This is a genomic window from Labilithrix sp. (genome assembly GCA_019637155.1).
Classification (GTDB): Bacteria; Myxococcota_A; Polyangia; order Polyangiales; family Polyangiaceae; genus Labilithrix.
The window spans coordinates 245880-261235 of the sequence record JAHBWE010000015.1; the positions used below are offsets into that span (position 1 = coordinate 245880).

A 15356-nucleotide genomic window follows, 5' to 3' on the forward strand; every position below is an offset into this window, starting at 1 on the left:
GCTCAGGCCCGGAGCGCTGTCAAAGGCCGAGGTCTTCGCCCCGCACCTTCGGCAGCTCCTCGAGGAGGCGCGGCGGGACCGAGACGCGCACGAAGACCACGTCGCCCTCGTACGCGATCTTCGCGTCTTTCAGCCACGCGCGGTCCGGCGCCTTCGCGAGCTCGGCCGCGATCTTCTTCGCCTGCATCTCGCCGTACGCGGTCGCGGCGGCCTCCGCGTACGCGAGCGCGACCACGACGCCGCCGCTCCCCGGCTGGAGCTCGATCGTCGCGCTCGTCAGCTTCTTCGTGAGCGGCCCGAGGAGCGCGTGCCGCTCGAACAAACGGAGGAACGCGCCGCCGAGGCGGACCGACACGAGCGCGGTGGCGCTCGTCTCCGGGGCGGGGCGGTTCGCCGGCGACGCGAAGCTCGCGCGCGCGCGGTCGCGCCCGCCGCCGAGCACGCCGACCCACGTGCGGTCCGGGAGGACGAAGAGCGAGCCCGCTCCCGCGACGCGCCTGTCGTCGACCTCGTATTCGATCACCTTCTTCCGCTCGTCCGAGACGCTGCGGAAGAGCGGGCGGCCGTCCTCGCCCGCGACCTTCGCGGGGTCGAGCCGCGCCGGCACGCTCCTCAGCACGAGCGCGGCCTCGCTCTGGTTCACGCCGACGATGATGTCCTGCGCTCCCTCGACCGCCTCCACCATCGTCGCGCCGCGCGCGATGCCGCGCGCCTGCGCCGCCGCCACGAGCGCGCGCCAGAACGAGCCGTAGAGGCTGTCCTTCTTGAGCGACTGCGGCCGGATCACGACGTAGATGTCGGGCGTCCGATCGAAGATGTCGGTCCACGACGGCCCCGACTCCTGCCGCGGCGGCGGCTTCGCTTCGCCCCCGCCGCACGCCGTCGCGCCGAGCAGCGCGAGCGCGGCGGCGAGGACGACGCGCCGCGCGAGCCTCATGCCTGGAGCGCGCGCTCGGCGGTGCGCACGTGCTCGAGCATGAACGCGACCGTCTCCTCGATCGTCATCGACGTCGAGTCGACGAGCACCGCGGTCTCCGCCTTCTTCAGCGGCGCGATCGCGCGTCCCTCGTCGCGGGCGTCGCGCGACTTCACGTCGGCGAGGGTCTCCTCGAACGTCACCGTCTGGCCCTTCGCGACGAGCTCGGCGTGGCGGCGGCCGGCGCGGACCTCGGGGCTCGCGGTGAGGAAGAACTTCACCTCCGCGTTCGGGAACACGACCGTGCCGATGTCGCGCCCCTCGAGCACGACGCCGCCGGCCGCGCCCGTCTGGCGCTGCAGCTCGAGGAGCGCCGCGCGCACCTCCTCGTGCGCCGACACCGTGCTCGCGCCCTGCGCGATGTCCGGCGTGCGGATCGCTTCGCTCACGTCCTCGCCGCGGAGGGAGACCCGGACGCCGAGCGTCGCGTCGCGCTCGAACGCGAGCGCGCGATCGCCGATGATGCCGCGCGCGAGGCCCGCGACCTGGGCGCCGTCGTTCCACGGCGTGCCCGCGCGCGTCGCCGCGAGCGCGACCGCGCGGTACATCGCGCCGGTGTCGACGAGGACGTACCCGAGCGCGTCGGCGAGGCGGCGCGCGACCGTGCTCTTCCCCGCCCCGGCGGGGCCGTCGATCGCGACGATGGGTCGGGTCCGCTCGGCCATGACAGGAGGTTCCTATCACGATTCGACGTCGATGCGCGCCCCGAGCGCGCGCAGCGTGCCGACGAAGCGGGGGAAGCTCGTCGCGATGCAGTCCGCGTCCGCGATGCGCGTCGGTCCGCTCGCGTGGAGCGCGAGCACCGCCGCCGTCATCGCGATGCGGTGGTCGCCCTTGCTCTCGAGGCTCGCCGGCGTGAGCGCTCCTTCCCTGCCGCGAATGACCATCCCGTCGGAGAGCTCCTCGCAGTCGACGCCGAACGCGCGCAGCACGTGGACCATCGTCGCGACGCGATCGCTCTCCTTCACGCGCAGCTCCTCCGCGTCGCGGATCGTCGTCTCCCCCGTCGCGCGGACCGCGAGCGCGCACGCGATCGGGATCTCGTCGATCGCGCGCGGCACGATCTCGCCGCCGACGAGCGTGCCGCGGAGGCCCTCTGGCCACGACGTGATCTCGGCGACGGGCTCGCCCGCCTGCTCGCCCTGCGGCACGACCTCGATCCCGCCGCCCATCAGGCGCACGATCTCGAGGAGCCCCGTCCGGGTCGGGTTCGCCCCGACCCCGCGCACGGTGACGCGCGACCCGGGCGTGATCTGCGCGGCGACGACGAGGAACGCCGCGGCGGACGCGTCGCCGGGGATGTCGATCGAGAAGCCCTCCATCTTCCCGCTCCACCCCGCCGGATCGAGCTCCACCGCGGTCGCGACCGTCTTCAGCGGCACGCCGAGCGCGTGCATCATCCGCTCGGTGTGGTCGCGCGAGAGCGTGGGCTCCTTGAACCACGTCGTGCCGTGCGCGTAGAGGCCGGAGAGCAGGATCGCGCTCTTCACCTGCGCGCTCGCGACCGGGCTCTCGTACTCGATCTCCTTCAGGTACGTGCCGTCCGGCAGCGGGCCCACCACGAGCGGCGGCGTGAGGTCGCCCTCCTTCTTCGGGTGCGGGACGCCGTCGATGACGGCGCCGCGCGCGCGGAGCGGGCCCACCACGCGCATCATCGGCCGGCGCGTGAGCGAGGCGTCGCCGACGAGCCGCGACGCGAACGGCTGCGCCGCGAGGATGCCGGTGAGGAGGCGCATCGTCGTGCCGGAGTTCCCGCAGTCGAGGTCCTCCGCCGGCGCGCGGAGGCCGAAGAGGCCGGTGCCCCGAACGCGCAGCGTCGTCGCGTCGACGTCGGTCACCGTCGCGCCCATCGCGCGCATGCAGCTCGCGGTCGAGACGTTGTCCTCACCGTGCGAAAACTGCCGGATCTCGGACTCGCCCTCGCAGAGCGACGCGAAGAGGAGCGCGCGATGACCGATGCTCTTGTCGCTGGGGACCGGCACGCTCCCGACGAGCGGCGTGCCGGCGAGCGGATGGACGACGAGGGTGCTCACGGCGTCGTGATCTAGCGCACCCAGCCGTTGCGGAGGAAGTTCGCACGACCAGTCGGCCACAAGAGGCAGTTCGGCTTCGAGCCGGGCACCGTGAACACGTGAACGGGATCCTTCGTCGACGCGTATTCGTCCTTGAGCGACACGACGATGTCGAGCGCGCCGTCGCCGTCGGCGTCGCCGATGGTCGGGACCGCCATCGAGCCTCGCTCCGGAAGCGGCACTTTGTGGAGCTGTGCGCCCTGCGCGGAGAGGACGTAGAGCGCGCCCGCGCCCTCGTCCGGCGTGTACGTCGCGAAGACGATCTCGGGCACGCCGTCGGCGGAGAGGTCCGCGACGACGACGCCCGGCGTGAGCGCGCGGCCGTCCTCGGCGTACGCGAACGACCACAGCTCCGTCTTCGCCGCGCTCACCGCGTGGATCTTGCCGTCGAAGCCCGCGAAGATCAGCTCGAGGCCGGGGACCGCCGCGTCGACGTCCGCGACCGTGACCTGGTTCGTGAGGCCGACGAGGTTCCCCGCCCCGGCGACCGCGTCGTCGCCGAGCTTCGGGCTGAAGCCGTCGTTCAGGCCCATCACGTAGGCCGGGACGTGGAACGGCGTCTCCCAGCCCGCGGGCCGCGAGGCGTCCGGCTTCACCACCCAGAGCGCGACGCCGCGGAGGCGATCGTCCTGCGATGCATTCTGCACGCTTCCGACCATGATGATCTCGGGCGTGCCATCCTTGTCGATGTCGGCGATCGCGGGCGGCGTGTTCGTGAAGTGCGCCTGGTCGCTCGTCGCCTCGTCGTCGGCGAAGCCCTGCTGCGCGAGCGGGAGGTCGTGGAGGTAGCGCACGCCCGGCGTCTTCGGGCGCTTCCGGAACATCGGGTTCGCGTCCATCGCCGCGCCGGAGCCGTGGAAGAAGCTCGCGTACGCGTTGTCGTGCGGCACGACGAGGTCCTGCTTCGCGTCGCCGTCGAGCGCGCCGATCGCGAGGTTCTGATCGTAGAGGCCCGCGAAGTAACACGGCCCCGGATCGCAGCCCGCGGCGCCGCTCGCGACCGGTGGGAAGCCCGGCACCGGCGTGCCGTTCGCGTGGTACGCGTGGACGATGTCCTTGTCGTTGCGCACGCCGACGACGAGGTCGAGCGCGCCGTCGCCGTCGAGGTCCCCCGCCGCGACGGTGCGCGTCTCCGCGGTCCCGAACTTCTGCGGGAACCCCGGCACCGCGGCGCCGCTCGCGTCGACGAGGTAGGCCTGATCGCGCGCCGCGAAGGCGATCTCGAGCTTCGCGTCGCCGGTGAAGTTCGCGACGATCGGGCTCGCCCAGATGCGGTCCTTGTCGGAGCCGACCGTGAAGGCGCGCGTGCCGTCGGCGCGCCACACGACGACGCGGCCGCCGCGCGCGACGATCGTCTCGGGCTTGCCGTCGCCGTCGAGGTCCGCGATCGCGGGGGAGCCGAGCCAGCCCTCCGCGCCGCGCTCGTCGACGAGCTTGCGGAGCAGCGTCGGAGCCGCGACCTCGGCGCTCCCGCCCGCCGCCGCGCAGCTCGGCGCGACCGGCGCAGCGCTCCCGCCGTCGCCGGTCGGCGCGCCCGTTCCACTCGGACCACCCCCACCGGCGTCGTCGCTCCCGCACGCGAGCGCTCCGCCGAGGACGAGCCAAAACGCTCTCCGCATGCCGATAGCTTACTTCGACGGCGGCGCGGGCGCAGGTGCAGGTGCCGGCGCCGGCGGTGGGGCCGACGAGCGCGGAGGCGGGCCGATCCACTGCGGGACGGCCGCGAGCACGCCGCGGAGCGTCAGGTCGTCGATCTCGAGCTTCACCTGCACGTCGCTCTGCTCCGCCTTCACGTCGAGGCCCTTCACCTGGACGCCGACGAGGGAGAGGAGCTTCAGGTAGCTCGTCGCCGACTTCACGTGCTCCGCGTTCGCGGTCGCGGAGGCGGCGTCGGGGTACGTGAGGCTGCCGGCGATCTGCATGCCGGGGCTCTTGAACGACACGAGGCCACGGAGGCCCTTCATGTCCTTCACGAACTGCACGGGGTACTTCTGCACGACGTCGGGCGGGATCGGCTGCGTCGCGAAGTCCGCCGCCACCGCCGCCGCCGCGCCCGGCGACTCGACGGTCTCGAGCATCCACTGCGGGATGTCACGCTTTACCCGGTTATCCTTGATCCGCTCGAGCACGCGGCGGATGCCGCTCTCGGTGCCGGCGACCACGCGCGTCGGCGAGAGGATCGTGAAGCCGATGTTGTTCAGCGTGTACACGTCGCGGCCGGCGTACTGCGACGCGACGAGGTAGCCGCCGCCCTTCGTCTGCGTCTGCGCCGTCACCGCCTGCTTGATCTTCGCCTCGTCGAAGCGGCCGACGACGACCGCGGCCGCGTCGACGCCCTGGTACGCGTAGCTCGCGAAGGTGATGCGATCGACGTCCTTCGACGCGGTGAAGCCGGCCTCGGCCCCGAGCGGCATGTACGTCTCGATCAGCTTCGAGAGATCGGCGCCGAACGTCTCGCTCCCGAAGAACGCGCGCGCGTCGACCGTCCCGACCATGATCGCGTTCGCGGGGAGGAGCGCGAGCGCGTCGTCCAGCGCGGGGCTCGCGGTGGTGACCGGCGTCTTGGCGTCCGGCTTGTCACCGCACGCCGCGAGGACAGAGAGACCGACGAGGAGGAGGGGAAGTCCGCGCTTGAGCATGAACGCGCGGACTCTATCACGCTCGCCTTCGCGGCGGGGGCGTCACCCGAGCTGGTACGAGCCGAGGACCTTGAAGAACTTCGCCTGCCGGCGCACGTCCTCGAGCGCCCCCACCACCGGGCGGTCGGTCGGGTGCCCCTGGATCTCCATGAAGAGGTGGTACTGCCAGCTCTCGTCCTGGATCGGTCGCGACTGGACCTTGGTCAGGTTCACGCCGCGCTCGGCGAACTGCTTCACGATCTCGTGGAGCGCGCCCGGCGCATCCTGCAGCGCGACGATGATCGCGGTGAGGTCCTTGCCGGTGCGGCTCGGCGGGCGGTTGCCGATGATCGCGTAGCGGACGCGCTCGTCGCCGTCGTCGCGCACGTTGCGCTTGATGACCTCGAGCGAGAAGTCCGCGGTGAAGCCCTCGTGCACGAGGGCGGCCGCGCGCGGGTCGGCGGCCGCGAGCTGGCACGCGGCGTAGGCGGTCTTCACGTCCTGCACGTCGGCGCCGGACATCTCGTTCGCGAGGAACTTCACGCAGTGCGCGCGATCCTTCGGGATGCAGTAGACCTTCTGCACCTCGGCGAGGCTCGACGCCTTGCTCGCGAGCTGGAGGTTCACGATCGACTCGAACGCGGCGACGATCTTCACGTCGCTGTCGGTGAGCGCCGCGATCGTGGCCTGGACGACGCCGTCGGCGCGCGTCTCGAACGGGATGACGGCGTACGTCGCGCGCTTGCGGCTGACCTCGTCGATCGCGCGCGCGATCGTCTCGCCGCCGAGGTACTCCGCCGCGACGCCGAAGCGGCTCCGCGCGGCGGCGTGGGAGAAGCCTCCGTCGAGCCCGGCGTACGAGACGACGACCGGCTGCTCGAGCGCGAAGCATGACGCGAAGATCTCGCGGAAGATCTGGCGGAGGGCGGGGTGCGGGACGTCGCCCGTCGCCGTCGTCACGAGCGCCTCGATCTGTCCGCGGTCGGGCAGGCCGGGCGGCACCGTCATCGATTTCTGGAGCTCGCCGATGCGCTTCGACAGCTTCGCGCGCCGCTCGATCGACGCGAGGAGCGAAACGTCGATCTTCGCGATCTCCCCCCGCAGGTCCTCTACCTCACGCCGTTTGTCGGTCATGTGCTCTAAGGATAGCACCGCCTGTGATCTCCGCCCTTCGCGACAAGTACGAGCGGATGCGCGCGCTCCGCGAAGCGCACGCGCGCGCGGACGAGCCTGATCCACGGCCCGCGCTGCAGCGCCTCGCGGCCGAGTTCCCGGGCGCGCTGCGCGAGCTCGATCGACTCCCGATCGACGAGATCGCGCACCGCATCCTCGCGCTCCGGGCGGCGGAGGCCGATCCGGCGCGCATCGAGGGCTGGATGATCGCCGAGCACACGTTCCACCGCTACGCGCGCGGCGTCCTCGCGACGAAGCGCTGGCTCTCCGACCACGTCCCCGACGAGGCGGCGTTCCGGCGCGCGCTCCCGACCCTCGACCCCGAAGCCGCGCTCTTCGCCACCGACCTCGAGGCGGTCGCGTCCCCTCCCCGCGGCCGCGTCATGGACCTCGTCTACGCCCGCGCCGCCGACGACCTCTGCATCCCCGAGCCCGCCCTCCGCCATCTCCTGCACGACCAACGCATTCAAGCGCCCCAACCCCCGCATTGAAGTCATTTATAAGGCGCGCACGACTCTCCAGCCCGCCGCAACGCCTTCGGTATGCGGCGTCGCGAGGATCAGCCTTTCCGCTCCACATCACGCCCACACCCCAGCCCCCGCACCATCCCCCTCGACGGAGCGCTGCACTTCGACAACGCGAAGCGAGCTGCGCCGACGTCAGCGGAGGCGCTGCGCTTCAGCGACGTGGACCGAAGCAGCAGCGCCGGCGTCACGGCGGTCGGCAATGCGGAGCGAGCCGTGCGGCGCGGCATCGTTGGCGTGGCGTCGATCGTGGCGGAGGCGGAAGGGCGCTGTGGTTCGGGCGCTGCGGCGTGCGCTACTTCGTGTCGGGCTTCGCGGGAGCGGTTGGCTTGGGGTCTGGCTTTGACTCGGTCTTCGACTCCGAGGTCGGTGTCGAGGTGCCTTCGCTCTTCGCGGCGTCGCTGCTGCCGCTGCTCTTCTTCGTCGAGGAGTACAGGTCGGCGTACCAGCCGCCGCCCTTCAGGATGAAGTTGCCGCCGCTGATCTGGCGCTTCGCAGTGGACTGACTGCACTTCGGGCAGACCTGGATCGGGTCCTCGGAGATCTTCTGCATCTCCTCCCAGGCGTTGCCGCAGCTCGTGCAGACGTACTCGTAGGTCGGCATCTCGGCGGAATCTCTTGTCTCTTCGCGGGCGCGGCGTCAAGGGCGCTGAACGCTCTTGCGGGTGCAGGCGTTCAGGGGTATCCACTACTGAACATTGACACTATGTGAAGTGACATGACGTCCTTCATAGGGTCAGCGAACGGTGCTAACCGATGAAGATCAAACGCCTCGAGCTCCAGGGTTTCAAGTCTTTCGTCGACCGCACGGTCGTGAGCTTCGAGCACGAGATCATGGGCATCGTCGGCCCGAACGGGTGTGGGAAGTCGAACATCGTCGACGCCATCCGCTGGTGCATGGGCGAACAGAGCGCCAAGCACCTCCGCGGCCGGAGCATGGAAGACGTCATCTTCAACGGCTCCGAGTCGCGGACCCCGGCCGACTTCGCCGAGGTCACCCTCACCTTCGAGAACGACGATCCGGGCGACATGCCGCTCGAGTACAAAGACTACGCCGAGATCGCGGTGACGCGGCGGCTGCATCGCAGCGGCGACAGCGAGTACCTGATCAACAAGACGCCCGTTCGCCTGAAGGACATCACCGATCTGTTCCTCGGCACCGGCGTCGGCACGAAGGCGTACTCGATCGTCGAGCAGGGCAAGATCGGCCTCATCGTCAGCGCGAAGCCGGAGGACCGGCGCCTCCTCATCGAAGAGGCCGCCGGCATCACGAAGTTCAAGAGCCGGAAGAAGCAGGCCGAGCGCAAGATGGAGCTCACGCAGCAGAACCTGCTTCGCGTCGGCGACATCATCGGCGAGCTCGAACGGAGCCTCGGCTCGCTGAAGCGGCAGGCCGCGAAGGCGGAGCGCTACATCGCGTACCGCGGCGAGCTCGAGGACCTCCAGCTCCACGACTCCGCGCAGAAGTGGCTCGAGCTCCGCGGCTGGATCATGCTCGAGTCGAACGAGGTCGAGCGCCTCGGCCTCGAGGCCGACGAGGCGAGGAACACGCTCGCCGCGCGCGAGGGCGAGCTCGACGCCGCGCGCCAGGACGCGCACAACGCCGAGGAGGCGCTCGAGCAAGCCAACACCGCCGCGTTCGCCGCCGACAACGAGGCGCGCGCGGAGGAGGCCGCGATCGAGCGCGCGAAGGACCGCATCGACGCGCTCCGCCGCCGCGAGACGCAGGCCGAGGGCGAGCTCGCCGAGATCGCGGAGCAGGCCGGCACGCTCGCGACGGAGCGAGCGGCGGTGGACGCCGACATCGCGATCCTCGAAGAGGGCGAGACCGGCGTCGCGAACGCGGTCGCGGCGGAGGAGGAGAAGCTCGCGACGCTCTCGACCGAGAGCGAGGACGCCGAGCGCGTCGTCGTCGAGCTGCGTCAGGTCATCAGCCAGGCGCGCGAGGCCATCGCCGCGAGCGAGGCCAAGCTCGAAGGCTTTGATCGCCGCAAGGAGGACCTCGTCCACCGCGAGGAGCGCATCTCCGGCGAGCGCGAGCAGCGGGAGGGATCGCTCCTCGAGCTCGAGGCGCGCATGGAGCAGCTCTGGCTCGCGGTCGAAGACCTCACCTCGGGGAAGGTCACGACCGAGGAGGACCGCGCGCAGATGGAGGTCCGCCTCGGCGAGCTCCGCCACGAGATCGCCGAGAGCGAGCGGCTCCTCGACGAGGCGAAGGCGGAGGCGAGCAAGAAGCGCTCGCGCCTGCACGCGCTCTCCGAGATGCACGCGCGCAACGAGGGCGTCGGCGCCGGCGCGAAGGCGCTCATCGAGACGAAGAGCGAGACCCTCGCCGGCCTCCTCGCCGACCGCGTCGAGGCCCCGGTCGAGCTCACCCCCGCCCTCGCCGGCCTCCTCGGGAGCCACCTCGAGGACGTCGTCGTCGAGGACCTCGAGCGCGGCGTCGCGCTCCTCGCCGACCTCGCGACGAAGAACAAGGGACGCGCCACGATCGTCGCGCGTCATCCCGCGTTCGTCGCCGGGCGCAGCGCGAGACTCCCCGGCGACGGCGACGGCGACGGCGAGGGAGGCGAAGGCGCGCTCCGCCTCGTCGATCACCTCCGCTACGCGCCCGAGGACGAGGCGCTCGTGCGCGCGGTCATCGGCGACACCGTCGTCGTCGCCGACGTCGACGCCGCCCTCGCCTTCCGCGCCGAAACCCGCGCCGACGTCGAGGTCGTCACGCGCGACGGCACCGTGTTCCACGCCGACGGTCGCGTGTCGGGCGGCAACGGCGAGGCCGGCGCGCACATGCTCGACGTGCGCCGCGAGATGCGCGAGCTCACCGACGAGGTCCTTCGCCTCGAGGCCCTCGTCGCCGATCGCCTCGCGCACCACCAGACCCTGCGCACGCAGATCGGCGAGACGCAGGGCGCGCTCGAGCGCGCGCGGCAGCAGGCGCATCAGGACGAGCTCGCGCTCGTCCACGCCGAGAAGGACCTGAAGAACGCGGAGGCGGAGGCGGCGCAGCACACCGGGCGCGTCGCCGAGCTCGCGGCCGAGCTCGCCGAGCTCCACGCGAAGATCGCGACCGCCGACGCCGAGCGCGGCGAGGCGCAGAGCGCGCTCGATCAGGCGCGCGAGGGGCTCGCCGGCCTCGAGACGCGCATCGGCGAGGCGGAGACGAGCGCGACGGAGTGGCGCGAGCAAGCGAAGGCGCAGCAAGCGAACCTGATGGAGCGCAAGGTCGCCCTCGCCGGCGCGCGCGAGAAGCTCGCCGCTTCACGAACGACGCTGCAGCGCCTCGCGCAGAGCGAGCTCGCGCTGACGGAGCGCTCCCAGCGCCTCGAGGCGGAGCTCTTCGAAGGCGCGCGCGAGCTCGGCGCGACGGCGGCCACGCTCCTCAAGCACAAGGAGCAGCGCGAGACCGCGCTCGCCGCGGCGAAGGCGGCGCAAGACATGCTCACCGAGGCGCGCGGCACCTTCGAGCGCTTCCGCGCCGACCTCGGCGAGCGCGAGGCGGGCCTCAAGGACCTCCGCACCCGCGCCGACGAGACGCGCGCCGCGCTCGGCCAGCACGAGATGGCGCTCCGCGAACGCGAGCTCGCGATGGAGCACCTCCTCGCCGGCGTGCGCGAGAAGTTCCGCGGCCTCGACCTCGCGCGCGTGGTCGGCGACTACCACCTGCGTCCGCCGCCCGATCCCGAGAGCCGCGCGCGCATCGCGGAGCTCTCGGGCCTCATCGACCGCATGGGCTCCGTCAACCTCGACGCCACGCGCGAGTACGAAGAGGCGGAGAAGCGGTACGCGTTCTACACGACGCAGAAGCAGGACCTCGACAAGGCGCTCGCCGATCTCGAGCGCGCGATCCAGCAGATGAACCGCGAGTCGAAGAAGATGTTCACCGACACCTTCACCGCGGTGAACGAGCGCTTCCAGAAGCTCTTCCCGACCATGTTCCGCGGCGGCCGCGCGGAGCTGCGACTCACCAACCCGGAGGACATGCTCGAGACCGGCATCGACATCATCGCGCAGCCGCCGGGCAAGAAGCTCGCGAGCATCGAGCTGATGAGCGGCGGCGAGAAGGCGCTCACCGCGGTCTCCCTCATCTTCGCGATCTTCAGCATCCGCCCCTCGCCGTTCTGCATCCTCGACGAGGTCGACGCCCCGCTCGACGAGGCGAACGTCGGCCGCTACTGCGAGGCGATCCGCGAGATGACCGATCGCTCGCAGTTCATCCTCATCACGCACATCAAGAAGACGATGCAGATGGTCGACATCCTGCACGGCGTCACGATGGGCGAGCCCGGCGTGAGCCGCCTCGTCAGCGTGAAGGTCAGCGAGGCCGCGCTCGCGGGCAAGACCACGACGGGGAAGGTCCCGACCACCGCCGTCGCCTGACGGCGTCGGCCGATGCTACGCTCGCGCTCGTTGCGCGCGCAGAGATCGCTCCTTCTCCTCGCCCTCGGGGGCTGCACGGCGTTCGGCGCCGAGCCCGCGCCCGCGCCCGCGCCGCCGGCACCGACGTCCTCCACGACTCCGCCCGCCCCCGACGGCGGCGCCGCCGCCCCCGACGGCGGCGAGCCCTCGAGCGCGCTCTGCGCCGCGAAGCACACGCTCTGCGACGACTTCGAGAGCGGAGGAACGTCCCGCTGGTCGGACATGGAAGGGAGCGAGTCCGGATCCATCACCGTCGTAGAGAGCCCGGACGATCCGAGCCAGCACGTGCTCGAGGCGAAGCTCGAGGGCAACTCCGAGCACAACCCGTCGGTGCAGTTGAAGCACTTCGCGCCGATCCGCGCCGAGCACGTGGAGCTGAGCTTCGACGTGAAGCTCCTCCAGACACCGACCAACGACGACGCGCAGTTCTTTGCCGTCCTCCATTTCCGCACCCAGCCGCCGTCGCAGATCAACGTCGGCTACCAAGACGGTCGCCTCCATCTCGCGGTAAATCCGTCGCACGCCCGGCGCCATTCGGATGACCCCGTCGCGCTCACGAGCTGGACGAGGCTCAAGGTGAGCATCGACTGGTCGAACGAGCATCCGCGGATCGAGGTCTTCCAGAACGGGGCCTCTCGATTCGTAGAGACCCCAAAGCTCCCCACGACCCGCGACGACGAGCTCCACCTCGACTTCGGCGTCTACGTCAGCCCGACGACGGCGGCGCACACGCTCTTCGACAACGTCGTCTACGACGTGCGCTGATCGCGTCAGCTCGGCATGTGCGTGAACACGTGGCCGCCGCAGGCGATCGCTTCGCGCGCGAGCTCGCGCAGGACGAGGAGCGAGGCGCGATCGGCCTTGCGGTGCGTCAGCTTGAGGAGCGCGTTCCAGCGCTCGGTCACGTCGTCGAGCTTGGCCGCGTCGAGGAGCGCGAGCGGCATCAGCGCCTCGCTCGGCAGCCCGTCGACGAAGCCGTCGTCCGACTCCGTTTCGACGATGCGCGCGGGCGGCTTCTTGTCGCCGAGGAGCACGACGCTCAGCGTCTCGAGCTCGAGCGCGGTGATGCCGAGCACCGCCGCGTGCGGCAGCGCGCGGAGGCGGAGCGGCGCGGTCTCCTCGAGCACGCGATCGACCTTCGACTCCGGGATCATGATCGGCTCGATCGGCTCCGCGCCGCCGGCCGCGTAGATGGAGGGGATCGCGGCCGCGCCGCTGCGCGTCGAGATCGCCGCCTCCTCGTCGTCCGCGCCAGGGTCCCACGACTCCGTGCCGTGGACCTGACGCAGGATCGGGTTCTTCTTCACCGTCGTGATCGGCTGATCGAGCGAGTGACGGACGGCTGCGAAGAGGCGGACGAGCTGCTCGTCCGTCGCGACGAAGAGGGTCGTGGTGCGCGCCATGCCCAAATAGTGCCAGTCGAGATACGCTGGCGCAAATCGAGGGGGGGAACCCTACGCGCGCGAGCGGCGGCGGCGAACGGCGAGCACGGCGAGGGCGAGGCCTGCGAGCGGGGCGAACGAGCCGAAGCTGGGGCCGCCGACGGCGCCGACCGCGCAGTCGTCGCTCGCGCCCTGCGCCGCGGACGGCGCGCCGGCGTCGCGCGGGGCGCCCGCGTCGAACGGGGACTCGGGACCGAGGTCCGGATCTTCGATCGGCGGAGCGGGCGCCTTCGCGTCTGCGTCGGGGCCGGCGTCGCGCGGCGCGACCGGGCACGTGAACGAGGCGTCGGAGTTTTGCGGCGTCGGCGGCGAGATCACCTCGAAGTCCGCCGCGTTGTTGTTCGACTCCGTGCAGCCCTTGTTCTTCCGCGCGGCCGACTTCTTCGACGCGAGCGTGCCGCCCGGATCGTCGACGATACCCTTCACCGAGCTCGAGCCCTCTTGCTGCGAGGTCGCGCCCCAGCCGACGAGATCGAGGAACTTGGACGTGGCGCAGAGGTCGCCGCTACCTCCGCAGTTGAGCGGGGTGACGTTCGGCACGAGCGCGACCTTCCCGTCCTTCGCGCCGAGGTCGTAGTCGTCGACGACCTGATCGGGCGTGGGCAGGTCCTCGCCCGCGTTGCCGGAGCCCTTGAGCGAGACGAGGAAGTAGCCGTTCGCCGGGATCGTGCCGGTGAGGGCGACGACCTTCGTGAAGTTCGTCGTCGCGTTGGACGGCGCGTTGTCGATCTGGAGCGACAGGCCGTCGAGCGCGATCGGGCTCGCCGTGCGGTTGAAGAGCTCGACGAAGTCGTCCTTGAACGACGCGCCGGTGAGGCCGCCGCTCCCGTACGCCTCGCTGATCACGATCGCGCCCACCGGCGGGGGCCCCGCGTCGGCGTCCGCCATGGAACCGAAGAGCGTGGCGCTCCCCACGTCATCGGAGCCCGTCTGGGACATGCAGCCCGCGGTGAACAACATCGCGGAGCCGGTGAGGGATCCGAGGAGGACGGTGGCGGCGATAAGCTTGGACATGACGACGTTCCGATCGCGAAATCCGAGCGCGAGATGGCCTCGGATCGCCGGCACTATGGCCGAAATTCGAAGTAGTGCAAGGTGGGAGAGCGGAAAGCTACTCGGTCGAGACGAGCTTCACGCAGCTCGCGACCACCCCTTCCGCCGGCGTGCGGTCGGAGCAGAGCTGGACGAGCGGCCGGTCGGCGGTGCCCGACGCGAAGACGGTCGACGCGATGCCGCGGCGGAGGCGGTTCGGGATCGTGAAGCTCCGCACCGTCGTTCCGGCGCGCAGGGTCATCGTCGCCTCCTCCGGAACACCGGCCTGGATGCTCGCGAATCCCGGCGGCGGCGGAGCGGTGGGCGTCACCGCCGCGTAGGGCGGACCCGTGAACGCCGTGCCGTAGCGGATCCCCTGCAGCACGGTCTCCCCGTTGATCACGACGTCGAACGACGGGAGGGCGATGACTCCGTGAACGACGCGGAGGAGGGTCGCGCTGCCGGGCGGCGTGATCGTGTCGCTGATCGCGGCGACCTTCGGGTTCGCGTCGCCCGCGTCGACGCCCTCCTCGACGCGACCGTAGACGTAGACCGTGACCCCGCCGCCCTGGCGGATGACCGTGCCGGCCGAGGTGCCGAAGATCACGGCGCCCGCGCCGTCGCACGGTGAGCCGACCTCGACGAAGCGGAACGCGAAGGACACGCCCGCGTTCCCTTCCACGCCGACGTTGACGAACGCGTGCTGCGAGACCTCGCCGTAGGCGAGACCGTCGGGCTTGCCGACGCCCGAGAACAGCGGCGCCGACCCCGTGATCCACCCCGGCGCGAAGGCGCCGGTGCCTTCGCGAACGCAGAGGTCCATGTTCGGGGAGCCCTCGAGCATGTTCGCGACGCGAATGCGTCCGGAGGGCGGCGGCGCCGTCCCCGGACCGCCCGTCGTCGAGGACGACGACGTTCCGGTGTCCTCCGCTTCGGGCGGCGGCTGGCTGGCGTCGAGGTCCGAAGCGTCGCCGTCCGGGACCGGGCTCGTCTGACTCAACGACTCGCACGCCGTGAGCGACGTGAGCGCCACGCCGGTCGCGCCCGAGACGAAGAGCCCGCCGAGGATGAGGGTACGAAAGAATGAAGCCTGCATCGTA

General features: G+C 71.2%; 13 protein-coding genes. 3 read left to right on the forward strand and 10 right to left on the reverse strand.

What is annotated here, in order from left to right; genetic code table 11:
* Nucleotides 1–19 precede the first annotated feature (19 nt).
* From KF837_30405 to KF837_30430, 6 genes are read right to left on the reverse strand one after another with little or no spacing between them, the layout of a single operon-like run.
* The gene (locus KF837_30405; GenBank protein ID MBX3231675.1) at nt 20–937 is read right to left on the reverse strand and encodes a hypothetical protein; all 918 of its coding nucleotides are present in this window, start codon (nt 935–937) and stop codon (nt 20–22) included.
* Nucleotides 934–1641: a (d)CMP kinase gene (gene cmk, locus KF837_30410; GenBank protein ID MBX3231676.1), complete on the reverse strand. Its 708-nt coding sequence runs from the start codon at nt 1639–1641 to the stop codon at nt 934–936. The genes KF837_30405 and cmk overlap by 4 nt, the downstream gene beginning before the upstream one ends.
* 15 nt (nt 1642–1656) lie before the next feature.
* On the reverse strand, nt 1657–3009 hold the full coding sequence (aroA, locus tag KF837_30415; GenBank protein MBX3231677.1) for a 3-phosphoshikimate 1-carboxyvinyltransferase: 1353 nt from the start codon (nt 3007–3009) through the stop codon (nt 1657–1659).
* A gap of 11 nt (nt 3010–3020) precedes the next feature.
* Nucleotides 3021–4667 (reverse strand): VCBS repeat-containing protein, encoded by a 1647-nt coding sequence (locus tag KF837_30420; protein ID MBX3231678.1) that lies wholly within the window; start codon nt 4665–4667, stop codon nt 3021–3023.
* Between the two features lie 9 nt (nt 4668–4676).
* Nucleotides 4677–5687: a hypothetical protein gene (locus tag KF837_30425; protein ID MBX3231679.1), complete on the reverse strand. Its 1011-nt coding sequence runs from the start codon at nt 5685–5687 to the stop codon at nt 4677–4679.
* Nucleotides 5688–5729: 42 nt separating this feature from the next.
* Nucleotides 5730–6800 (reverse strand): chorismate mutase, encoded by a 1071-nt coding sequence (locus KF837_30430; GenBank protein MBX3231680.1) that lies wholly within the window; start codon nt 6798–6800, stop codon nt 5730–5732.
* A gap of 23 nt (nt 6801–6823) precedes the next feature.
* Between KF837_30430 and KF837_30435 the strand changes: the two genes are divergently transcribed.
* Entirely contained in the window at nt 6824–7330 is a 507-nt protein-coding gene (locus KF837_30435) for a hypothetical protein (GenBank protein MBX3231681.1), read from the forward strand.
* A gap of 328 nt (nt 7331–7658) precedes the next feature.
* Here the strand turns inward: KF837_30435 and KF837_30440 are convergent, their stop codons facing one another.
* The gene (locus KF837_30440; protein MBX3231682.1) at nt 7659–7967 is read right to left on the reverse strand and encodes a zinc ribbon domain-containing protein; all 309 of its coding nucleotides are present in this window, start codon (nt 7965–7967) and stop codon (nt 7659–7661) included.
* A 152-nt stretch (nt 7968–8119) separates the two neighbouring features.
* Between KF837_30440 and smc the strand changes: the two genes are divergently transcribed.
* Together smc and KF837_30450 are read left to right on the forward strand one after the other, a co-directional pair.
* The gene (smc, locus tag KF837_30445) at nt 8120–11743 is read left to right on the forward strand and encodes a chromosome segregation protein SMC (GenBank protein ID MBX3231683.1); all 3624 of its coding nucleotides are present in this window, start codon (nt 8120–8122) and stop codon (nt 11741–11743) included.
* Between the two features lie 30 nt (nt 11744–11773).
* Nucleotides 11774–12547, forward strand: coding sequence for a hypothetical protein (locus KF837_30450; protein ID MBX3231684.1), 774 nt, complete (start codon nt 11774–11776; stop codon nt 12545–12547).
* 5 nt (nt 12548–12552) lie between these two features.
* On the opposite strand, the gene KF837_30455 is transcribed toward KF837_30450, so the two are convergent.
* The 3 genes from KF837_30455 to KF837_30465 form a co-directional block, all read right to left on the reverse strand.
* Nucleotides 12553–13185, reverse strand: coding sequence for a hypothetical protein (locus KF837_30455; protein ID MBX3231685.1), 633 nt, complete (start codon nt 13183–13185; stop codon nt 12553–12555).
* Nucleotides 13186–13236: 51 nt separating this feature from the next.
* Nucleotides 13237–14238: a lamin tail domain-containing protein gene (locus KF837_30460; protein MBX3231686.1), complete on the reverse strand. Its 1002-nt coding sequence runs from the start codon at nt 14236–14238 to the stop codon at nt 13237–13239.
* Between the two features lie 97 nt (nt 14239–14335).
* On the reverse strand, nt 14336–15352 hold the full coding sequence (locus tag KF837_30465; GenBank protein MBX3231687.1) for a DUF4397 domain-containing protein: 1017 nt from the start codon (nt 15350–15352) through the stop codon (nt 14336–14338).
* Nucleotides 15353–15356: the final 4 nt, after the last annotated feature.